General features: G+C 74.4%; 12 protein-coding genes. 6 read left to right on the top strand and 6 right to left on the bottom strand.

Translation table 11 applies throughout. From position 1 onward, the window contains the following. The first annotated feature begins 14 nt into the window (after positions 1-14). A complete protein-coding gene (locus Actob_RS24305) occupies positions 15-5,546 on the top strand; it encodes an ATP-binding protein (protein WP_284914110.1) in 5,532 nt (1,843 codons plus the stop codon). On the opposite strand, the gene Actob_RS24300 is transcribed toward Actob_RS24305, so the two are convergent. Beyond that, positions 5,508-6,245 carry a 4'-phosphopantetheinyl transferase family protein gene (locus Actob_RS24300; RefSeq protein WP_284914109.1) on the bottom strand — a complete coding sequence of 246 codons (738 nt, stop codon included), beginning with the start codon at positions 6,243-6,245 and terminating at the stop codon, positions 5,508-5,510. The genes Actob_RS24305 and Actob_RS24300 overlap by 39 nt on opposite strands. Positions 6,246-6,331: 86 nt before the next feature. On the opposite strand from Actob_RS24300, the gene Actob_RS24295 reads away from it, so the two are divergent. Together Actob_RS24295 and Actob_RS24290 are read left to right on the top strand one after the other, a co-directional pair. Further along, complete coding sequence (locus tag Actob_RS24295) at positions 6,332-6,892, top strand: hypothetical protein (protein WP_284914108.1); 561 nt, start codon at positions 6,332-6,334, stop codon at positions 6,890-6,892. Then, on the top strand, positions 6,871-8,451 hold the full coding sequence (locus Actob_RS24290) for an FAD-dependent monooxygenase (protein ID WP_284914107.1): 1,581 nt from the start codon (positions 6,871-6,873) through the stop codon (positions 8,449-8,451). Before Actob_RS24295 ends, Actob_RS24290 begins: the two co-directional genes overlap by 22 nt. A 182-nt stretch (positions 8,452-8,633) precedes the next feature. Here the strand turns inward: Actob_RS24290 and Actob_RS24285 are convergent, their stop codons facing one another. From Actob_RS24285 to Actob_RS24265, 5 genes are all read right to left on the bottom strand, one after another. After that, on the bottom strand, positions 8,634-10,742 hold the full coding sequence (locus Actob_RS24285) for a WD40 repeat domain-containing protein (protein WP_284914106.1): 2,109 nt from the start codon (positions 10,740-10,742) through the stop codon (positions 8,634-8,636). A 153-nt stretch (positions 10,743-10,895) separates the two neighbouring features. Continuing rightward, positions 10,896-14,447, bottom strand: coding sequence for a hypothetical protein (locus tag Actob_RS24280; RefSeq protein WP_284914105.1), 3,552 nt, complete (start codon positions 14,445-14,447; stop codon positions 10,896-10,898). Next, positions 14,440-17,286, bottom strand: coding sequence for a hypothetical protein (locus Actob_RS24275; protein ID WP_284914104.1), 2,847 nt, complete (start codon positions 17,284-17,286; stop codon positions 14,440-14,442). Before Actob_RS24275 ends, Actob_RS24280 begins: the two co-directional genes overlap by 8 nt. A gap of 160 nt (positions 17,287-17,446) precedes the next feature. Further along, positions 17,447-18,754: a sensor histidine kinase gene (locus tag Actob_RS24270; protein ID WP_284914103.1), complete on the bottom strand. Its 1,308-nt coding sequence runs from the start codon at positions 18,752-18,754 to the stop codon at positions 17,447-17,449. Next, positions 18,744-19,505, bottom strand: a complete 762-nt coding sequence (locus Actob_RS24265) for a response regulator transcription factor (RefSeq protein ID WP_284914102.1) — start codon at positions 19,503-19,505, stop codon at positions 18,744-18,746. Before Actob_RS24265 ends, Actob_RS24270 begins: the two co-directional genes overlap by 11 nt. Positions 19,506-19,564: 59 nt before the next feature. Here Actob_RS24265 and Actob_RS24260 point away from each other — a divergent pair, with 59 nt between their 5' ends. The 3 genes from Actob_RS24260 (at position 19,565) to Actob_RS24250 (ending at position 22,968) form a co-directional block, all read left to right on the top strand. Beyond that, positions 19,565-20,212, top strand: a complete 648-nt coding sequence (locus Actob_RS24260; RefSeq protein WP_284914101.1) for a DUF2202 domain-containing protein — start codon at positions 19,565-19,567, stop codon at positions 20,210-20,212. 73 nt (positions 20,213-20,285) lie between these two features. Beyond that, a complete protein-coding gene (locus Actob_RS24255; protein ID WP_284914100.1) occupies positions 20,286-22,556 on the top strand; it encodes a heavy metal translocating P-type ATPase in 2,271 nt (756 codons plus the stop codon). A gap of 7 nt (positions 22,557-22,563) precedes the next feature. Next, a complete protein-coding gene (locus Actob_RS24250) occupies positions 22,564-22,968 on the top strand; it encodes an arsenate reductase family protein (protein WP_284914099.1) in 405 nt (134 codons plus the stop codon). Positions 22,969-23,143 lie beyond the last annotated feature (175 nt).

The following is a 23,143-nucleotide window of genomic DNA, read 5'->3' as shown; positions in this document are numbered from 1 at the left end:
GGAGACCTGGTGCCATGCCCGCAACCATCCGCCGGCTGGCGATCGTCAATCGTGGCGAGGCAGCCATCCGGGCACTGACCGCCGTACACGAGATCAACCAGGCCGGTGACCGGCCGCCGATCACCACCATCGCCCTCTACACCGACCCGGACGAGCACGCGTGGTTCGTCCGGGAGGCGGACGAGGCCGTCGCGCTCGGCCCGGCCACCTACCTCGATCCCGGCTCCGGGCACCGGCAGTCGGCCTATCTGAACGAGGCCGAGGTGCTGGCCGCCGTGCGGGCGGCCGGCGCGGACGCGGTCTGGGTGGGCTGGGGGTTCCTCGCCGAACGCGCCAGCTTCGCCGAACGCTGCGAGCAGGCCGGCATCACCTTCGTCGGCCCGGCCGCCGCCACCATCCGGCTGCTCGGTGACAAGGTCGCCGCCAAACGGCTGGCGCAGGGCGCCGGGGTGCCGGTGGTGCCGTGGAGCGAGGACCCGGTGGAGAACCTGGACCAGGCACGTACCCACGCGGCCCGGCTCGGCTACTCACTGGTGCTCAAGGCGGCCGCCGGTGGCGGCGGCCGCGGCATCCGGCTGATCCGGGCCGAGGCCGATCTCGAGGTGGCGCTGACCGCGGCCCGCGACGAGGCCGCGCTGGCCTTCGGCGACCCGACGGTGTTCCTGGAACGGCTGGTGCCCGCCGCCCGGCACGTCGAGGTCCAGGTGATCGCCGACTCCTACGGCACCACCTGGGCGGTCGGCGTCCGCGACTGCACCCTGCAACGCCGCCACCAGAAGGTGATCGAGGAGTCCGGCTCGACCGTCCTGGACCCGGCCGTCGAGCGCGAGATCCGCGACGCCGCCGTGCGGGTGGTCGCCGCCGCCGGATATCGGGGTGCCGGCACCGTGGAGTTCCTGGTCGACCCGGACACCGGGCACCACCTGTTCATGGAGGTCAACACCCGGCTGCAGGTGGAGCACCCGGTCACCGAGGTGACCACCGGCCTGGACCTGGTGAAACTGCAGCTGCACGTGGCGGCCGGCGGCCGGCTGACCGGAGCGCCGCCGCCGGTGCGCGGGCACGCCGTGGAGGCCCGGCTGTGCGCGGAGGACCCGGAGAACGACTTCGCCCCGGCACCCGGGCGGCTGGTCCGGCTCACCCTGCCGGCCGGCAGCGGCATCCGGGTGGACAGCGGGGTCCGCGAGGGCGATCAAATCCCGGCCGAGTTCGACTCGATGATCGCGAAGATCATCGCCTGGGGTGCCGACCGCGCCGAGGCGCTGGCCCGGCTGCGGCGGGCACTGGCCCAGACCACCGCGGTGATCGAGGGCGGCACCACCAACCGGTCCTTCCTGCTCGACCTGCTCCACCGGCCGCAGGTGCGTGCCGGCGACTACGACAACCACTGGCTGGACCGGCTGACCGGCGCGGGCGGGCACCTACCGGCCGCGGACCCGGTCGCGCTGCTGGTCGCGGCGGTCACCTCGTACGACGCCGACGAGGCCGACCAGCAGGCGGCCTTCCACGCCCGGGCCGCTCGGGGCGGAGCCGAGGCGCCGCCCGCAACCGGGCACCGCTGCCGGCTCACCTATCGCGGGCACCGGTACGACCTGCACGTCTACCGCACCGGCCCGGCCACCTACCGGGTGGTGGGCGCCGGGGGCGCCGCCGACGTCGGCCTGGTGCGCCGGGGCCGGGACGAGAGCCGGGTGACCGTCGCCGGCCGCACCCACCGCTTCCTGGCCACCGTGGAGGGCGCGGCGATCCGCGTCGACGTGGACGGGATCGGGCACACCGTGTCCCGCGACGACGGTGGGGTGGTGCGGTGCGCCGGCCCGGCGTTCGTGGTGGCGCTGCGGGTGGCGCCCGGTGACACCGTGGTGCCCGGGCAGCCGGTGGCCGTGCTGGAGAGCATGAAGATGGAGTCCACCCTGACGGCCCCGTTCGGCGGCACCGTCGTCTCCGTCGACGTGGCCGAGAACGCGCAAGTGGAGGCGGGCGCCGCGATCGTACGGATAATCGCCTCGGAGACCACGACCAGCGGCGATGCCGCGAGCGTGCGGCTGACCGGGCTCACCGCGGTCCCGCCCCCGGGCACGCCGTCGTGCGACCGGGTCTACCAAGCCCTGCGCGGCTACCTACTCGGTTACGACCTGGATCCGGCCACGCTGCGCGAGATGCTGACCCGGCAGCGCCGGCTCGGCGAGGTGTCGCCGCCGGCCGATCCGGGCCTGCTGCACTGCGAGGACGGGCTGCTCGACCTGTTCGCCGACGTCGGCGCGTTGTACCGGCCTCGGGAGGCGGCCGACACCGACGATCCGGCGGCCGGCGGCAGCGGCCGCGAGCACCTGCTCGCCTACCTGCAGTGGCTCGACCCGGACCGGGCCGGCCTGCCGTACGAGTATCGCGAGCGCCTGGCCCGGGCCCTGAGCCGCTACGGCGTGACCGGCCTGGACCGCACCCCGGCCCTGGTGGAGGCGGTGGTGTGGCTGACCCGGTCGCTGCACCGGATCGACGAGATCGTCCCGGCCGTGCTGGCCATCCTGGACCGGCGCCTGCGGCACCGCGGCGCGCTGCTGCACCTGGTCGACGACGACACCCGGGCCCGGCTCGACCGGCTGGCCGCCGCCACCCGGGGACACCCGGCCGTGGTCGCCGACCTGGCCCGGGACGTCCGGTTCCGGTTCGTCGACGAGCCGCTGCTCGCCGGCGCGGTGGCCGAGGAGTACACCCGCGCCCGCCGGCACCTCGACGCGCTGCGCGCCGACCCCTGCCGGGCCGACCGGGCCGAGCGGGTGGCCGGGCTGGTCGCCTGCCCGCAACCGCTGCACGGCACGCTGGTCCGCGCCTGGCGGGACACCGCCGACCCGCGGCTGCGCCGGGTCCTGCTGGAAGTCTGTGCCCGCCGCTACTACCGGGTCGTCCGGCTCACCGGGCTGGGCTTTGCCGAAGCGGACGGCCACCAGCTGTGCGTGGCGGACTGCCCCGCCGAGGGCTTCCGGTTGATCACCGCGTTCCTGCCGGTCGGTGAACTTCCCGAGCTGGCCCGGGCGGTCACCGGTCAGCCGGCCGCCGGCCCGGTGGTGATCGACGTGGTCACCTGGCGGGACGTGCCGGACAGCGGCGCCGACGAGGTGGTCGCCGACCTGGACAAGTCGCTGGCCGACGTCGACTTCGGCCCGTCGCTGCGCCGGCTGAACGTCGCCGTCACCACCGTGGCCGGGCAGCGGATCAACGTGACCTACCGGCCGGGCGACGGCGGCCTGACCGAGGACCCGCGCTACCGCGACCTGCACCCGATGTTCGCCGCTCGCCTGGAGCTGTGGCGGTTGTCCGGCTTCCGGCTGCGCCGGCTGCCCACGGAGGCCGAGGACGTCTACCTGTTCGACGCGGTCGCCCACGACAATCCCGGCGACCACCGGCTGTTCGCCCTCGCCGAGGTGCGGGACCTGACCACGGTCCGGGACGCCGACGGTGCCGTCCGCTACCCGCGACTGGAACTGATCGGCCTGCTCAGCCTCTCCGCGATCCGCGCCGCGCTGGCCGGGATGCCGGCGAGGCAGCGACCGGCCGCCAACCGGCTGGTGCTCTACGTACAACCACCGTGGGACCTGACCCCGGCAGCCTGGCCCGGTCTGGCCCGGTCGCTGATGCCGCTGGCCGCCGGCGCCGGCCTGGACAAGGCGGTGCTGCGGGTGCGCCTGGCCGACGGCCGCGACACGGTGCTGCACGTCGAGGCGTTCGGCGACGACGTGACGGTCCGGGAACGCCCACCCGGGCGGGACCCGATCCGGCCGCTGACGCCGTACCGGCAGAGGTTGCTGCGGGCGCGGCGGCTGGGTGCGCCGTACCCGTACGAGATCGTCCGGATGCTGACGCCGCCGACGGGCGCGGTCGCCCGGTTCCCGCACGGCCGGTTCACCGAGTACGACCTGGACGAGCACGGCCGGCTGGCGGCGGTGTCCCGGCCCTACGGGCTGAACACGGCCAATATCGTGACCGGGCTGCTCGCCAGCGACACCGCCAAGGTGCCGGCCGGCATGCAACGGGTGATCGTGCTCGGCGACCCCACCCGGGGACTGGGCAACCTGGCCGAACCGGAATGCCGGCGGATCATCGCCGCGCTGGACCTCGCCGAGCGGCACGGGCTGCCGGTGGAGTGGTTCGCGCTCTCCTCCGGCGCCCGGATCGCGATGGACAGCGGCACCGAGAACATGGACTGGATCGCCGCGGTGCTGCGCCGGCTGATCGAGTTCACCCAGGGCGGCGGCGAGGTGAACATCGTCGTGACCGGGATCAACGTGGGCGCCCAGCCGTACTGGAACGCCGAGGCGACGATGCTCATGCACACCCGCGGCATCCTGATCATGACGCCGGCCAGTGCCATGGTGCTCACCGGCAAGCAGGCGCTCGACTTCTCCGGCGGGGTGTCGGCCGAGGACAACTTCGGCATCGGCGGCTTCGACCGGATCATGGGACCGAACGGGCAGGCCCAGTACTGGGCCGCGGACCTCGCCGAGGCGTGCCAGGTCCTGCTGCGACACTACGAGCACACGTACGTCGTACCGGGCGAGCCCGGACCGCGGCGGCGGCCGACCGCGGACCCGGCCGATCGGGATGTGCGTACCGCGCCGCACCGCGGCGTGGCCGGCACCGATCTGCACACCGTCGGCGACGTGTTCTCCGCCGAGCACAACGGTGAGCGGAAGAAGCCGTTCGACATGCGCTCGGTGCTGCGCGCGGTCACCGACACCGACGCCGAGCCGCTGGAACGCTGGGCGCACTGGCGTGGCGCGGAGACCGCCATCGTCTGGGACGCGCACCTCGGTGGCATCCCGGTCTGCCTGCTCGGCATCGAGTCGCACCCGGTGCCGCGGCGCGGGTTCGTTCCGGCCGGTGGCCCGGCCGCGTGGACCTCCGGAACCCTCTTCCCGCAGTCGTCGCGCAAACTGGCCCGGGCGATCAACGCGGCCAGTGGCAACCGCCCGCTCGTGGTGCTGGCCAACCTGTCCGGCTTCGACGGCTCGCCGGAGTCGATGCGTCGCTGGCAGCTGGAGTACGGCGCGGAGATCGGCCGGGCGGTCACCAACTTCCGCGGCCCGATCGTCTTCGTGGTGGTCTCCCGCTACCACGGCGGCGCGTTCGTGGTGTTCTCCCAGCGGCTCAACGAGCGGATGGAGATCGCCGCCGTCGAGGGTTCGTTCGCCTCGGTGATCGGCGGGGCCCCGGCCGCCGCCACCGTCTTCGCCCGCGACGTGCGGCAACGAACCGAACAGGATCCGCGGGTGCGGGAAGCGGCCGAGCGGCTGCGCACCGCGGACGGCGACGAGGCCGGCAGGCGGCGGGCCGCGCTCGCCGAGATCACCGCGGCGGTCCGCTCGGCCCAGCTCGGTCAGGTCGCCGACGAGTTCGACCGGGTACACACCGTGCAGCGGGCCCTGGCCGTCGGCTCGGTGGACCGGATCATTCCCGCCAGCCGGCTCCGGCCCTACCTGATCGACGCGCTGGAGCGCGGCCTCGCGGCCTCAGCGCAGCGGCCGGTCGACCCAGGAGTGCCGGGGTGAGGCGCCGGCCAGCGGATCCGGGCCGGCCAGGGCGATCGGTGGTGGAGCCGGTTCCCTGCCGACCACGGTGATCAGGAACGAGCCGGAGCGGCGACACCAGCCGGGGAAGGTGGCACCGCCGCTCTCGCGTACCGAAATCGGCGCCCACCCGGCACCCGGCGGACCCGGCACCGTGACCTCGACCTCGCGGGTGTCGCGGCGCAGGCCGGTCCGGAGAACCTTGAGCGCGCTCTCCTTGGCCGACCAGATCAGGTTGGCCACCGCGTCCCGCGCGTCACCCGGCGGCAGACCGGTGACCAGCCGCTGTTCGGCCTCGGTCAGGAAGTCCCGGACGAACCCGGGGGTGCGCGGCTCGACCAGCTCCAGATCGCAGCCCACGCCGGGCCCGGCCAGGCAGATCGCCCAGCCGGCCCGGTCCGAGATCGACACGTCGAGCCCGGACGGCACACCGTCGACGTGAACCAGCGGCGCGCCGCTGGGCGCGTTGCCGACCTCGATGGTGGCCAGGGTCGCCGGATCGGCCGGCCGGCCCAGGATCGCGGCGACCGCGTGCTTGGCGGCCAGGCGGCGCAGCAGGAACTCGTCGTGCCGCTTGCGGAACCGCAGCCCGGCGGCCCGGGCCTGCTCGGCCCCGGTCAGCCAGGCGGTGCCGGACGGCAGGTCGGCCTCACCCACGGCCAGCCAGCGCGGAGCCTCCATGACCCCATTCTGCCCGGGCGCCGCGGCCGTCCGGCCCTGCCGGGACGGCGCGGGGCCGGACCAGGATGAAATGGAAGGAGGTCGCCATGCGAGATCGCCCATTGTCGCTGCCCGCGGCCGGGTGGGCCGTCGCCCGCTGTGCCGGGGTGACCGCCGCACTGCTGGCCCGGCGGCGGGTACATCTGCCGCGTGACCGGGTGGGCCGCCGGCTGTCGTTCGGCGACGGCACGACGGCCCGGATCTACCGCGACACGGTGGTGGACCGGCCCGCGCCGCGGGATCCGTGCGTGCTCGTGGTCGAGTTCCGGCTGCGGGGTGTCCACGGGCGCGGACACGCCCTGTTCCGTGCCGAGAGCATCCTCAACACGCCGCTGTTCGTCGGCTTCCCCGGCTTCGTGTCGAAGCTGTGGCTGGCCCACGACGAGCACGACGTCTATCGCGGGCTGTACGAGTGGGACGGCGCCGAGTCGGCCGCCGGGTACGCCCGTGCGCTGTGGTGGGTGCTGGCACTGGTCAGCCATCGTGCCTCGATCGACTACCGGGTCATTCCGGGTCTCACCCGGGCGGACGTGCTGGAGCGCACCCCGGCCTGGGTCGCCGCCACAACCGGCGCCGGAGCCGCGTGGTGGTGCCCGGTCGCGGCGTGATGAACGGGCCGGTCGACGTACTGGTCGCCGGTGCCGGTCCGGTGGGGCTGACCCTGGCGTTGCAGGCGCATGCCCTGGGCGCGAGCGTGCGCGTGGTGGAACGCCGGCCGTGGCTGTCCCGGCCGTCCCGCGCGCTGATCGTGCATCCGCGCACTCTGGAGGTGCTCCGGCCGCTCGGTGTGGTGGACGCCATCCTGGCCGGTGCCGACACCGCCCCGCGGGCCAGCCTGCACGCCGGGACCGTTGTGGTACCGGCTCACCTGGCCGATCTGGGCCTCGACGACACCCGGTACCCGCATCTCACGCTGGTGCGGCAAGCCCACCTCGAGGCGGTGCTCGCCGCCGCCCTGGCCGGCCGTGGCGTCGCGGTGGAGCACGGCACCGAGCTCGTCGACGGTGGCCCCGGCACCGGCGACGGACCGGCGGCGGTGCTGTGCGCGGCCGGCGAGAACAGCCAGGTGCGCTGCCGGGCGATCGCCGGCTGCGACGGCCGGGCCAGCACGGTACGCCGGCTGGCCGGCCTGGCCCGGCGGGAGACCGGCTACCGGCAGGAGATCCTGCTCGCCGACGTGACCCTGAGCGGCGACCTCCCACCCGGGCTGGTGCACGTCCACGCCGGCCGGTACGGCCTGTCCTTCCTCTTCCCACTCGGTGAGCGGGCGCCCTGGCGACTGCTGACCACCCGGCCGGTCAGCGGACCGCTCGGTGCCGAGGCACGCGTCGGGCCGCCACCGGACCGGGCCGAGTTGCAGGCGTTGCTGGACCGGTCCCAGATCCCGGTCCGGGTCACGGCCGTCGCCTGGTCCACCCGGCTACGGCTGCGGCACGGCGTCGCGCGGACGTACCGGAACGGACCGTTGTTCCTGGCCGGCGACGCGGCCCACGTGCACTCACCGGCCGGCGGGCTGGGCATGAACATCGGCATCCAGGACGCGATCAACCTGGGCTGGAAGCTGGCGCTGGAGCCGTACAGCAGCCAGCCGGACGACCTGCTCGACTCGTACACCGACGAACGCCGTCCGGCGGCGCTGCGCGCGCGCCGGCTGACGAACCTGATCTTCCGAGCCGAGTCCGGTACCGACCCGGTGTCCGGCTTCGTCCGGGGCGTGCTGTTGCCGCTGGGCGCGCCGCTGATTCCGGCGGTGCTGCGCCGGCGCCGCCTGATCAGCGGCGCGGTGCGGATGCTGGGACAGCTCGACCTGAGTTACCGGGCCGGTTCATTGTCCCGCGCCGCGCCCCACCGGCCTGGCGCTCCGATGCCGGGTGACCGGCTGCCGGAGCAGCCGGTCACCGTGGACGGCACCCCGATGCGGCTGCATGAGCTGACCGCCGTCCCCGGTGTGCACCTGCTGCTCGACCGGGACGCGCCGGCGGTCACCGCGGACAGGGGGACAGTGCATGTCCGGCGGCTCAGCGGCACGCCCGGACAGGGCCTGCTGGTGGTCCGTCCCGACGGGCACGTGGGCGCCAGCGCCGAGCGTGCCGACGACCCGGCGCTGATCGCCTGGCTCGCCGCGATCGGCGTCCGAGCGGTGATCCAGGGACCCGATCCAGCGTGAAGCCACGTTTCCCGCCGCGTTCCCGCGGATCCTGATCGGAGACCCACCCGAGCGACACCGCGCCACCTCGAACGGCCCGGCCGCCAGCAGCCACGCACCCACGACGCCGGTCCGTCATGGTGCGAGCCTGACGGGCATCCACCGCAGGATCACTGGCGCGGAGGGGGCGGCGCTGCCCGGCATCACGACATGCCCTCGGTCCGGTCGGTCGCCGGCCATTCCCAGACGCGGACGACCCCGTCAGCGGCCCCGGTCACCAGCAGGCCGTTCCGGGTGTCCACGGCGACGTCGTGCACCGCGGCGTCGTGGAAGAAGCGGGCGAGTTCGGCCCGTAGCCGCACATCGATGATCCTGACGGTGCCGTCCTCGGTGACCACGACCATCGCCCCCTCGCCTCGCGCGATCTGGGTGACCGGCGTGGCCGTGGTCGTCAGCCGTTCCGGCGCGGCGTCCGGCTCCGGGACCGAGCTCGCCAGTACGGCCCCGTCGAGCGACCCCGAGATCATGGTCTGGCCGTCCGGGGAGAAGGCCACCGAAGTCGGGGCCCGCACATGACCGACCGTACGGATGATTGCTCCGGTCTCGCACGCGAGTGCCCGCACCGACCCGTCCTCGCAGGCGGTCGCGACGGTCGCCGCGCCGGTCGCCAGCGCATTGATCGCGCCGTCGTGCGGGACCTGCCAGCGCTCCGCCCCGTCCGCGATCTCGAGCGCTCGCGCGGTGCGGTCGGCGCAGGCCACCAGCAGGAAGCGGCCGTCGGCGCTCACCGCCACCCGGGCGACGCCCCGCGGGAGCGTGACCCGCCACAGCTCGGTACCGGTCGCCGCCTCGATGCCGCGTACGGTCTTGTCGCTGCCGGCGCTGAAGACCACCTCGCCAGCCGGGTCGACAGCGAGCGCGTTCACCGCCGAGGCGTGTGACAACCCCCAGCGCTTCGCGCCGGTGACGGTGTCGAAGAGCCGTACCCCGCCATCCGTGCAGGCCGTGACGAAGCTCGCGCCTCCCCGCAGGAGGGCGATGTCGGTGAGCGGTGCCGGATGCGAGCGTTCGAACAGCAGCTCGCCCGAGGCGGCCGTGTGCAGTCTGGCGATCCTGTCCGAGGCGCTGACCAGGAGCTCCGTCCCCGATGTGCCGACAGCATCGGGCATCGCGGCGAGGGTCACGTCGACGCCGCGCACCGGAGTCCCCGGCGCCACGGCGACCTGCCGCAGCAGCCCGTTGCCCGGCGCGTCGATCTGGAGCATGCCCCGGCCTTCGGCCCGATAACCGATGGCCACCCGGCCGGACCGGTGGAAGGTGGCGGCGGCTCTCGCGTCGAGCCGCTGCTCCCGCACCACCTGCGCGGATGGCGCCGTCATGACCTGATGGTGGGTGGTGACCCTGGTGGTCGCCAGCAGGCGCGCGTCCGGGCTGTAGGCGGTACGTGCCCCCAGCGGGGTGGGCCCCGGGGTGCTGCCGATCCGCGCGCCGGTCCGCGCCGCGAAGGTGGCGGTGCCGGTCGTCCCCGTCACGGCCACGACCCGCCGGTCCGGGCTGAGTGCCACCGGCCAGCCGGCCAGCAGGACCAGGTCACCGGAGCCCGCGGGGAGGTGCGCGTCCGCCAGGACGGCGTGGCCGACCGGCCGGCCCGACGCCACGTCCACCACGGTCACCGAGGCGTCCCTGCAGACCATGGTCAGCGTCTCGCCGGCCTCGTCGAAGTCCGCGGTGATCGTCGGCGCCGCCGTGGGCAGCTCGTGCCGGATCGCGCCGGACGGCAGGTCGGCGATGACCATCCGGGTGGCGTCCGCCACCGCCAGATGTAGGCCCGTCGGGCTGATGAGCGGGCGGAACCGCGGCAGCGGACGCAGGACGACCCGGCTGAGCTCCGTGCCGTCCTCCAGCGCCAGGATCGCGTAGTGGTCGGCGGCGGTGACCGCGAGCCAGCGCCCGCCCGGATCGGCCGCGATCCCCGCGCCGAAGAGCTGGTCATGGAGCCACAGTTGTTGCCCGGTCATCAGGTCGAACGCCGCCACCCGGCCCTCGCCCAAGACCCCGCCCCCCGGAGAGCTGACGAACTGACAGACCGCGAGACGAGAGCCGGCGACCTGAGCGGCGGTGCAGTTCAGGCCGGTCAGCTGCCAGGTGACCGCGCCGGTCGCGCTGTCGACGACGGCGAGCCCGGGCGTCCCGAAGTCGACGAACGACCAGAAACTCCCGCAGGCCACGAGCCGGCTGCCGTCGTCGCTCCACAGCAGCAGGCTGGGCACGAACGGCAGCGGGAACGTCAGGCTGGGTGCTTCACCGGGCATCGCGACACCCCGCCCGGTCACACGATCGGGACGGACACGTCGAGGGAGGCCACGTCGACGTCGAGCTCGGCGGGCCGGCCGTGGTACTTCGCGGTCATTCTGGCCTCCCTGAGGTCCGCGTCCGGGGCCTCCCGACGGTGGACGGGCGAGCGCTCATGCCGGCCGCCACGCCGCCGGCAGGATGATCGTGTCGACGAAGACGTTGCGGCGCACCAGGTCCGGCGGCCCGCCGTCGGCCGAGCCGGGCAGGTCCTCGGTCTCGCGGATACGAATCCGCAACGGGCCGGGCGTCGCGGCCAGCGGCAGCGGCGGGATGGCACCGGCGGGGGTCCGCACGACCCGCGCGCCCTCGACCGGCCGCCACGCCGGAACCCCCGGCTCGACCGCGGGGCCGCCCGGCACGGTGTTGTCGAGCACGAGGTGGACGGCCGCGGGGTCGACGCCGGGGTCGCAGGTCTCCAGGATCGCTTCGAGCCGGTTGGGCGGGTGCGGCGCGACCCCGTCCACGGTGATGGTGACCTGGCCGCCGGTACGGGTCAGGACGACATGCCGGTCCGGCAGCAGCGGAACGCGCTCGGTGATGACGACCGGTGACAGCCACAGCGGCGGCACGGCCGGCCCGGTGAGGCTGTCCCGCTGGTAGCGAGCCACGGCGAGCCGGACGAACGGATGGTAGGAGCGTGTGGGCGGGGCGAGCTCGACGTCGGCGTACCAGCGGTCGCCCGCCGCCACCACATCGAACGGCACGACGGTGACCTGCCCGTTCAGCTCCGGCAGCGGGACCCGCGTGGCCGTCGTGCCCGGGAACCAGCCCGGTGCGGGCCGGGGCGGGACGGCCGCGGTCGCGAACAGCGGGTCGCGCCCGATCCTGCTGACCAGGTCGCTCGCCGCGGCGGGACCGGTGTCGTCCGGGGCGAGCACGACGGCGAGCCGTTCCCCCTCGCCGGTGACGAACCACGGGCGGGCCAGCTCGACGCGGAGCCGCCGGGACCGCCGCGTGTGCTCGATGCGGTCGGGCCCGGGCTGCGTACGTTCCCAGGCGAAGGCCGGAACGACGCCGAGCACGACCGGTGCGGGCGGGCGCACCGAGGACGGCACGTTCACCGGTTGCTGCTGCTGACTGTCCTGGAACAGCGACTCCGGCTCAGTGGCCTTGAAGTACTCGCGGTACCGGGTGGTCGCGTGGAGCGTGTAGGTGACGGTCCGGTGCTTGGTGTCGCCGAACTCGTGCCGGATCGCCATCCTCGGCGGGTCACCGCGGTCGATCGACTGACTGTGCAGGTGCTCGACGGTGACCGTCCGCTCGCCCGGACCGGCCTCCGCGCCGACGTCCTCGTACTCGGTCCACGACGCCGCCACGTCGAGCCGGCCGGTGCTGTCGGTGTTCAGGCCCTCACCGGCGGCGACTGCCGCGAAGACGGGCTTGAGCACGAGAGTCGTGTCGCCCGGCGCCCGCTCGACGACCGTGTCCGGCGGCGGCAGCCACCGCGGTGTCGCCAGCGGCCGCCGTACGGCGTGCACCACGACGATGCGGGCCGGCGGGCAGACGACGGGGTTGCGGCCCTTCTTGGTCTTGTCCGGGGAGATCTGCTGGTTGCTGAGGTGATCCGTCAGCGCGAAGTGATCCTCGAAGTCGCCGACGATCGTGGAGGACAGCTCGACCGTGGCCTGCTCGCCCTTGCCGAGCGTGACCTGAAGATCGTTGCGGCCGTCGCCGGTCCACCTCATGGTGACCGGCACGGACCCGGCCCCGTGCGCGGCCAGCTTGATCGTCTTCGGTCGCCGGTCCGGCCAGACCGGCCGGCCCGGTGTGAGCGCGGTCCACGCGCTGCGGTCGGAGAGCGTATCGGCGAGCCCGCCGGGCGCCTTCGGGACCGTGGCGTTGACCCCCTCCGCCGCGGGATCGGCCAGCCCGCTGCCGTCCGCTTCGGCGATCATCGCCCGCCGGGCCAGGACGAACGTCTCCTCGTCGGACAGCTCCGGGTCGTCGAGGACGCGGTGCTGCTCGATCAGCTGCAGCGGCGCGATCGGTGTGTCCAGCGTGCGGGTCTCGGTGAGCGGATAGTCGGGGTCGAGGGCGTGCAGCTGTTCCGGGGTCAGGTCCTTGTCACTGCGGACGACCATCCGATCGATGGCGGCACCCGGAGCGTACGGACCGGTGGCGCGCAGGCGCGGTGGCGGGATCGGGTCGTGACGCCGGTAGGTCACTGTCGCGCTGGCGAAGGCCTGGCCGTCGGCGACGGCGTCCTCCACCTCGTCCGGCCGCAGGCCGCCGCCGGCCAGGTCGGCGACGCGGACACGCAGCTGGTAGAGGTCGGCGAAGCGCAGCTTGGGCAGTCGCCCGACCGGTACGGCGAAGCGCCACATGAAGCGGTAGGGCAGCGGGCGACGCGGATCGGGGACCGGCCCGCGGGTGTCGCCGCGCAGGTTCGGCAGGGGCACCGCGAGGTTCCAGCCCGTCCAGCGGAACGCGACCTCGTCGGCGCGCAGCCCGCCATCGGCGTCCTTCACCGCCGCCAGCGCCTTGACGTGGCCCTCCTCCCGCACGAAGCCGTCCGGCGACTCGGCGGTCCCGATGCCGATGTCGTCGATGCTGTATGCGGCGTCCCGTTCGCAGACGGACAGCCACGGGGTGGACTCGCGCCGGATGTCGACCCGGTAACCGAGGACGAGATCCTCCGCGCCGAGCACGGTGTCGGTCATCGCCGCAGTGCTCCGGAGCGCCGCGGCACCGACCCGGGCGGCGAAATCCTGGCGCCGGCCCGGGCGCAGCAACGCGAGCCCCGTGGACCGCAGGACCGGCATGGCCGGCTGCTTCCGCGGGTCCGCGGCGAGTTCCCGCCCGGCCTGGCGCAGGTTGCCGGCGACGCCCACGTCGAAGGTCGCGATGGCCCAGCGGACCGGGTCCGCCGGCGCTGTCGGATCGGTGATCGACACCGAGTCCGACAGATCGAGCAAGCCGTGCCGGATGCCGGCGTCGGACCCCGGCTCGGGAGCCGGCCGGAAGTCGGCGCCGGTCAGGTCGTACCGGGTCCAGGGCGAGCTGACCAAGGGGCGCAGGAACGGCGGGTCGGTGCACCGGATGGACAGCTGCCGTCCCGCCTCGGCCGTGCCGAGGTCCAGGTCGGCGACGTCGACGACGAGTTCGAACACCAGCCCCAGGTCGAGCAGGACGGTCGGGTGTTCGCGCAGCCAGGACACGGTGGCGTGGAAGTCCGGGGTGGCGAACGCCGGCGGATCGGTGCTCACCGGCGGCGGCTCCGGCTCGTGCGCGGCCAGCGGGATCAGGGCCGACCGGATCGCCGCGCCGCTGTCGGTGCGGGGGTCGGCGCAGTCCCGGGTGACGGCTCGGTACGTCGCGACCACCGTCCGGGCGTCGTCGTACGACGACGTCACGTCCGGGACCGGGTTCGTCCGGGCCTCGTACGCGTTCGTCAGGCCGGCGTCGCCGCCGAAGAAGCCGGACCAGACCTCGGAGCGGGCCCGGGCCACGTACCGGGGACGCCCGGCGGCCACCCGCTCGCCGAGCGAGGTACGGGTTCGCAACTGGAACACGACCTCGTCAGCCAGTGTGGCCGGCCAGTCGCCCAGGCCGAACTCCTGGATGCTGCCCTCGGCCAGACGCGGCACCACCAACACCCGGATCGATGCCCGGTTCGTCGGCCGCCGGCCGTCGGGGACGGCCACCCACAGCAGCTCACTCATGGCGCCCGCGCTCGTCGTCGCCGTTCGCGGCCCGGTTCCGTAACCCGCGGGCGACCGCCACGGCGCTGTCGGTCTCGCGTACGTACGCCTTGCGGTAGATCTGCCACAGCTCGAACGGGCTGTGCTCGGCGGCGTCCGTGGCGCCCGCGTCGGCGAAGAGGTGCGGCCGGTCATCGCCGGCCAGCACCCAGTCGCCGGAGTCCAGCTCGACGCTGTCCGACCACAGGGTCAGGTCGATCTCGATCACCAGAGTGGCCCGGCCGACCAGGGCGTTCCGCTCGGACCGGTAGGCGAGCGACAGGACCAGCTCGATGGAGACCGACATCAGTCCGAGCACCTGGACGCAGCCGCCGATGCGCAGGTATCCACTGACCGTGACGGAACCGTCCCGCTCCAGTACGAACCGTACGCCGCCGAGCGCGTGCACCTCGCCGGCGGCGACCACGAAGTCCACCGCGACGAACGCGCCGAACTCCAGCGCCGCCTCGAAGCGCGTCAACCCGTCCTTGCCGAGCGCTAGTTCCACGTACCCGCCGCCGCCGAACATCATCACGGCCAGCTGGAACGGGTTCGCCCGGCTCGCGAAGCCGAGCAGCACCGAGATCGGCCGGCCGTCGAACGGCACCTCGATCCCGGCGGTGAACGCCATGTTGCGCATCACGAACGCGCCGGCGGCGACGGCCGGCACCGGCAACGAGTACCGCACCGAGACGCCACCGGGCCGGACGTCGATCAGCTTGCCCGCGGCGCCCAGGTCGACGGCCTCGCTCAGCCTGCTCAGCAGCGTGAGGTCACCGAGGAACTCGGCCGACACGCCGCCGACGTCCAGCCGCGGCGCCTTTCCGTCGCGCTGGGTGAACCTCATCTCCGCGAACGACAGCCGCAGCACCCGCTTCGGGCCGGGCGGCAACTCCAGCGTGACGTCGGTCAGGACGCACTCGGTCTCGGCCCGGCCGGGTGCGGTCGTGACCGCGAGGGTGAGCCGGGTGGTGGGCTTCGCCCGGAACGGGCCGGCCGACGTGAGCCGCACGTCCTCCCACCGCATCCGGACCTCGGGCGCCGACCCGGGGAGCGGGGTGTAGGTGAGTTCCGGTGGCAACCGCAGCTGCGTCAGCAGGGTGCGCAGCGGGAAGCCCAGCAGGCTGGCCTCGTCGGAGGGGAACAGGCGGGCCGGGTCGATGAGTCCGGTGGCCGGGTCGGGCAGCGCGAACCGGTCGATCGGGCCGAGGCTGCGGGACAGCGCGTTGGTGGCGTACTTGGGCGCGACCAGGCCGCCGGCCCGGTCCGCCGCCTTGCTGAAGTCGATCGGGACGGACTGTCCGGGCAGCATCGTGAGCAGTACGTCCTCCACCGGGCCGTTGCGGAGGTACGGCTCGGCGAAGGCCACCCTGGCTCGCGGGTCCGCACCGCTCAGGGCGCGCAGCGCGGGCAGTCCGACCTCGAGCTCGGTGAGCCTGGACCGGTAGCCCTGGGCGAGGTCGAGGCCCTCGGCGACACCGGCGACGGTGAGGGACCGTACCTCGAGCACGTCTCCCGGTAAGCGTTCCGCCGCGGCTCCGACGAGGTCGATGTCGGTCGGGGCGATCCGCACCTCGGTGGCCGGGAAGTCCGCCGCCAGCCGCCGCACGAGGAGCGGGCTGCCCAGCGAGTCGGCGGCCGGGCGTAGGTCCGCCACGAACAGCATCGGCAGGCCGAACCTGACCACGCCGCCGCCGGTGTCGCAGGCGACCGGGAACCGTACCTTCTCGCCGGTGAGCGTGGTGGGCCAGAAATGGGTGTCCACCCTGCCCACTCCGGTCAGCTCGGTGGCCTGCCACACCGGTGGCGCCAGCTCGGCGAACACGGTACCGGTGATCTCGACGTCGCCCAGCGGGAAGGCGCGGCGGATCGCACCCTCGGCCGGTGCACGGCGCACTGGTTCGACGATGGTGAGCACGCGCACCGAGCGCAGCACGTCCGCGCCCCCGGCGGACGGGTCGCTGATCCGCTCGGTGATCTGCTGGAATTCCGCGCGATGGCCGAACGGATACATCGCGCCCTTGGCCAGCGTTCGAACGTGCATGTCGCGGCCGAGCACCGCGCGCTGTGCCCACTCGAACCCCGGGAACACCCCGCCGGCATCGAGGGTGCCGCCGAGCGCGCTCAGCTCCAGCCGGCTCGCGCGGGCGGGCGTGCCGGCGGTCTCGGCGAACAGCCGCAGTCGCTCGGACCGCGCCAGGGGGACGGAGTTGCCCGGCCCGAACGCGGGGTCCGCCGCGCCCGCGGTGGCCTGATCGGCGACCCTGATCGTGAGGCCCGCGTCCGGCGGTGCCGACTCCGCCGCGGGCAACCGGACGGCGGAGGCCGAGTCGAGAAGCCGGGTGCGCCACAGGCCGTTGGCGCCGGGCGGGGCTTGGGCCGGGTGGCGGCAGACCACGGTTCCGGACCGGCCGCGCGGTGTGATCACCAGCCGCCAGGGCAGCTCGACGGCGGTGTCGTCCGGCCCGGGGACACCCGCCGCGGCGAGCAGCGGATTGTCCGTGACCGCGGCGAGCAAGCCCTCGGCGGTCAGCGGGATCCGGGTTCCCGAGGGCACGGTGAAGGCCAGCCGGCTCGGGCCGGAGACGACGCCGCGCCAGGTGGGTACCGGCGCGGCCCCCTCCTCCGGCGGCATGGGGAGTCCCACGGATCCCGGTGGTGAGGTCTCCTCGCCGATGTGCTGAGGCGGGAACAGCAGGACCAGGCGCGCCTGAGCGCCGGCGACCAGCCGTGCCGAGGTGCCACTTCCCGCCAGCGTGAACCCCGACCACCGCACTCCGAGGACCAGGTGATCGTCTGCTCGGATCAACGCAAGCGTCATGGCTTCCCCCACCCGTTGAGCCGTACCGGCAATCTCCCACAGGTCCGAGTCGTTTGGCAGCGCGCCTAACCCGTTTGACGGACAGCCGGAAATCAGACCCCCGGGTTCAGGGGTATGTCCGGAACGGCCGAGGCCGAGCCAGCCCGCACCACACCCGATGTCAGGACCTGCGGGGCAGGTGGAGCGTGACGGTGACGCCGCCGCCGGCCGGAGCGTCCAGGGTGACCCGGCCGCCGTGCGCCGTGACCAGCTCGCGGACCACCGCCAGCCCGATACCGGAGCCGGCGACGCGCGCCGCGCCGCGTCCGCGCCACAGGCGTTCGAACGCGTGCGGCAGCTCGTCGGGCGGGATGCCCGGGCCGGTGTCGGCGACTTCGAGCGTCACCGTGCCCTCCTCGACCCGGGTCTCGACCCGCACCCGGTCGCCGGGCCGGCAGTAGCGGGCCGCGTTGGCAAGCAGGTTGGCCACCACCTGGTGCAGCCGGTCGGGATCGCCGCGCACCGGCGCCGGTGTGTCCAGCCGGGCCGCGACGGTGAGCCCGGCGGCGTCCAGCCGTGGGCGCTGGGCGGCCAGCGCGGCCGTGGCGACCTCGGCCAGGTCGGTGTCGATCGGGTGCAGCGAGAGCGCGGCCGCCTCGGCGGCGGACAGGTCGGCGAGATCCTGCACGATCCGGCCCAGCCGCAGCGACTGGTCGTGCAGCGCGGCCAGCCGGGCCGGGTCGGCCTCGCGCAGCCCGTCGCGCAGTTCCTCCAGGCCGGCCTGCAGCCCGGCGAGTGGGGTGCGCAGCTCGTGCGCGACGTCGGCGGCCAGCCGGCGACGGACGGTCTCGGCGCGTACCACCTCGTCGGCCATCGTGTCGAACGCGTGCGCTACCTCGCCTAGCTCGCCGGGCGCGGCCAGCCGGGCCCGGGCGGTGTGCTCCCCGGCCGCGAACCTCCGGGCGGTCGCGGCCAGGGCCACCAGCGGCCGGGTGAGCCGGCGGGTCACATAACCGCTCACCAGCAGCCCGGCCAGCAGGGCGACGGCGGCCGCCCCGGCGATCCAGGACCAGGCGACGGTGCGCCCGGTGGCCGGCCCGGCCGGAAACTCGAGCCGTACCGTTCCGACCTGGGTGCCGTTCACCAACACGGCCGCGTCGACGGAGGAACCCATCCCCATGCCGGATCCCATGCGGTGACCGGTGCCGGGCGCTACCAGCCGGGCGCCGGCGGCGGTGGCCAGCGCCGAGGCCACGGCCAGGTCGGCGTGCTGCCAACCACCGACCTGTGCGTACGCCCGGGCGGCGGCTGCGGCGACCCGGCCGGCTGCCTGTTCCCGGTCGTGCTGCTCGGAGCTGGCCAGGCCGCGGTCGGTGGCGACCAGCGCGGCGACCGTGAGCACCGCCACCGACGAGAGCGCCACCAGCAGGAAGGCGGCCAGCAGCCGCCGGGCGAGCGGCCCGGCCGGCAGCACGCGGTCACCGGTCACGCGACCACCCCAGCCGGTAGCCGACACCCAGCACGGTCGCCACGATCTCGGCGGCGTCCGGACCGAGCTTGCGCCGCAGGTTCTTCACGTGCGAGTCGACGGTGCGCTCGTAACCGGGGAACTCATAGCCGCGTACCTGATTGATCAGCTCGTATCGGGAGTACACCCGCCCCGGAGTCGCGGCCAGCGCGGTGAGCAGCCCCCACTCGGTGGGGGTGAGCATCAGGGGCCTGCCGTCGAGCCGCGCCTCGTGCCGGACCTCGTCCCACCACAGCCGCCCACCGCCGAACGTGGCCGGCCCGGCATCGGACTGCCCGGAGCGGGCGCGATGCAGCACCGCCTCGATCCGCAACACCAGCTCGGTGGGCGAGAACGGCTTGGTCACGTAGTCGTCGGCGCCGCGCCGCAAACCCTCGATGCGGTCGTCGACGGCACTGCGCGCGGTCAGCACCACCACCGGTACGTCCCGGCCGTCGCGGGCGGCGGCCAGCACGTCGCGCCCGTCCACGTCGGGCAGGCCGAGGTCGAGCACGACGAGGTCCACGCCGCCGGCGGTGAGCAGCCCGATCGCCTCGGCACCGGACCCGGTGGTGTGCACCAGGTGCCCGGCCCGCTGCAGATAGCGGCGGACCAGCTCGCGCAACTCGCGGTCGTCCTCGACGACCAGAACGGTGGCCGGCACGCCTTCACCGTCGCGCATCGGCACCCGCCGGGCCAGGGCCGACCGGCCTTCTCCATGCGATCTGCACACCGGCTCCACGGTGCTGCCATGCCGGTGGCGCACGGTGAGGGGACAGCGAAGGAGGAGCCATGAGGAGCATCACTCGACGGACCGCCACCGTTGTGCTGGCCGGCGCGCTCGGCGTGGGCGGCCTGACGGTCGCGGCTCCGGCACTGGCCGGGAACGGGCCGGGCTGGGGTACGGGCTACGGCATGAGTCAGGGCATGGGCCAAGGCATGGGCCAGGGCATGGGCCAGGGCATGGGCTACGGCGGCGGCTGCCAGGGCGGGGTCTCCACCGCCCCGCAGGGAACCCTGACCGGCGCACAGAAGAGCACCCTCGCGTCGATGGCGCAGGAGGAGAAGCTCGCCCATGACCTGTACGCGGAGTTCGGCGCCCGCTACGACGCGGTCGTCTTCGACCGGGTCGGCGCGGCCGAGACACAGCACCTGACCGTGCTCCGCGTGCTGCTGCAGCGTTACGGCGTGAGCGACCCGACCGCCAAGCAGCCGGCCGGCACGTTCACCGACAGCACGGTACAGGCCACCTACGACGAACTTCTCCGACAGGGCCAGGCGGGTCGGTCCGCGGCGCTGACCGCCGCACAGCAGGTCGAACGCGACGACATCGCCGCCCTGACCGCCGCGCTCGGCGGACTGACCGCCCCGGACGTCCAGCGCGCCTACACCCACCTGCTGATGGCGTCCCAGATGCACCTGGCCGCCTTCACCCGATGATCCGGGCCCGTCGGCCCTGGTGGTCCTCGTGACCACGGCGGACGGTGGAGGTGTGGAGGCGGGAAGGAACATCATGCGGTGGTGGGCCCAGCACCGCGAACAGTTGCTGTTCGCCGCGACCACGATGTTGTCGCTGGCCGGTCTGGCGCTGGCCGCGACCGGCGCCGGGGCCGCGGCGGACACCGCCTGGGCGACGGCAGCGGTGCTCGGCCTGGCGTACTCGTCGGTCACCCTGATCGCGGCGGTCCGCCGCCGCGAGCCGAGCGTCGACGTGATCGCCTGGCTGGCGCTGGCCGGCGCCCTGTGGGTGGGCGAGATGCTGGCCGGTGCGGTGATCGCGGTCATGCTGGCCACCGGTGTGCTGCTGGAGGCCCGTGCCGAGGCCCGCGCCCGCCGGGAGCTGAGCGCGCTGGTGGCGCGGGCACCGCGGACCGCCCGGCGGGACACCGGCGCGGGACCGGTCGAGGTGCCGGTGGCCGAGGTGGTCGTCGGCGACCGGTTGCTGGTCGGTGCCGGTGAGATCGTCCCGGTGGACGGGCGGCTGCTGGGCCCGGCGGTGCTCGACGAGTCGGCGCTGACCGGCGAGCCGCTGCCGGTGGAGCGCCGGGCCGGGGAAGACGTGCGCAGCGGCGTGGTCAACGCCGGCCAGGCATTCCGGCTGACCGCCACCACGACCGCGGCGGCCTCCACGTACGCCGGGGTGCTGCGCCTGGTCGGGCAGGCGCAGGCACAGAGCGCCCCGTTCGTACGGATGGCCGATCGTTTCGCCGTGGTGTTCGTGCCGGTCACCGTGGCCCTCGCCGGTCTGGCCTGGATGCTGGCCGGCGACCCGGTCCGCGCGGTGGCGGTCCTGGTGGTCGCGACGCCGTGCCCGCTGCTGCTGGCCGCGCCGATCGCGATCATCTCGGGGATCTCCCGGGCCGCCCGCGCCGGTGTGGTGGTCAAGGGCGGCGCCGCGCTGGAACAGCTGGCCGCCGGCCGGGTCCTGCTCTTCGACAAGACCGGGACCCTGACGGCCGGCCGGCCGGTGCTGTCCGACGTGGTCACCCCGGTGGCCGGGCCGGTGCCTGCCGCCGAGGTCCTGCGCCTGGCGGCGAGCCTGGACCAGAGCTCGGCCCACGTGCTGGCCGGCGCGATCGTGACCGCCGCCCACGATCGCGGGCTGCGGCTGAGCACCCCGGACCGGGTGGTGGAACGCCATGGGCACGGCATCGCCGGCCTGGTCGGCGGCCGTCGGGTGCACCTGGGCAAGGCGGCCACCGTGGTGCCCGGCCCGATGCCGGACTGGATCCGGCGGGCCCGCCGGCGGGCGCTGCTGGACGGCTCACTGACGGTCTTCGTGGCGGTCGACGACATACCGGCCGGGGTGCTGCTGCTGGAGGATCCGATCCGCCCGCAGGCGCCGCGGATGGTGCGGGCACTGCGCCGGGCCGGGATCAGCCGGATGGTGCTGGTGACCGGGGACCGGGCGGACACCGCGGAGGCGGTGGGCCGGATCGTCGGGGTCGACGCGGTGCACGCGGACTGCGATCCGGCCGGCAAACTGACAGTGGTCCGGGCCGAGCAGGACCGGGCCCCGGCGATCATGGTGGGGGACGGGATCAACGACGCGCCCGCGCTGGCCGCGGCGAGCGTGGGCGTCGCCCTCGCGGCCCGCGGCGCGACAGCGTCGGCGGAGGCCGCCGACGTGGTGCTGACCGTCGATCAGATCGGCGCGCTGGCCGACGCGATCCTGATCGCCCGGCGCAGCCGCCGGGTCGCCGGGTGGGCGGCCGGGGCCGGAATGGGACTGTCGGCGGTGGCGATGCTGGTCGCGGCGGCCGGCTACCTGCCGCCGGTGGCCGGCGCGGTGTTGCAGGAGGGCATCGACGTGGCCGCCATCGCGATCGCGCTGACCGCGCTGATCCCCGGCCGGGGGCACGCCGCGGCGCTGCGCCCGGCCGACGTCGCCACGGCGCAGCGGTTGTACACCGAGCACCAGGAGGTGCGGCCGCTGGTCGAGCGGGTGCGCACCGTCGGTGATGACCTCGACCAGCCACCGTACGACCTGGGCCCGGTCCGCGCGCTGCTGGCCGACCTGGAGCTGCGGCTGCTGGCCCACGAGCGTGCCGAAGAGGCCGAACTGCTGCCGATCATGGCTCGGGCGCTGGGCGGCACCGAGGCCACCAGCGGGCTCAGCCGTACCCACGCGGAGATCGAACATCAGGTCAGCCGGCTGCGTCGTACGCTCGACGACCCGATGCCCGAGGACGTCACCGACCTCCGGCGGCAGCTCTACGGCCTCTACGCGATCCTGCGCCTGCACAACGCGCAGGAGGAGGAGGGCGTGTTCAGCCGCCTATGATCGCGCGATGGAAATCTGGATCAACCCCGACTGCTCCAAGTGCCGTTCGGCGCTGTCGATCCTCGACGCCGAGCGTGCCCAGTACACCGTGCGGCACTATTTGGAGCAGCCACCCACCGTCGCCGAGCTGCGTGAGGTGCTGCGCCGTCTCGGCCTGGAGCCGTGGCACATCGTGCGGTCCGGCGAACCCGTCGCGGCCGAACTGGGCATCGCGGACTGGCCCCGCGACGAGGCCGGCCGGGACCGGTGGCTCGAGGCGATGGCCGCGCATCCGGCACTCATCCAGCGCCCGATCATCACCGCCGACGAGGACACGGCCACCGTGGCGCGCACCCCGGAGGCGGTGCGCCAGGCGTTGTCGCGCCCTGCCGGAAACACTTCGGCCGCGCGGCCGGTGACGCCCCCGGCCTGAGCCGGGCCCTCGGTGGCGGCGACTTCCTCGATCGGCCACGCCGGGCCGGTCCCGGCGGCGACACCTGCGTTCTCGTCGCCCACCAGCACGTTCGTCTTACCGGGTCAGTGCGAGAAGGCGCCGATGGATCCGCGGGCCGCCCGGCCATGCCGGATGACGGGACCTTCGGCCCGCG

The sequence above is a fragment of the Actinoplanes oblitus genome, assembly GCF_030252345.1.
GTDB classification, from domain to species: Bacteria; Actinomycetota; Actinomycetes; order Mycobacteriales; family Micromonosporaceae; genus Actinoplanes; species Actinoplanes oblitus.
This window is presented reverse-complemented; position numbering and strand designations above follow the sequence as displayed.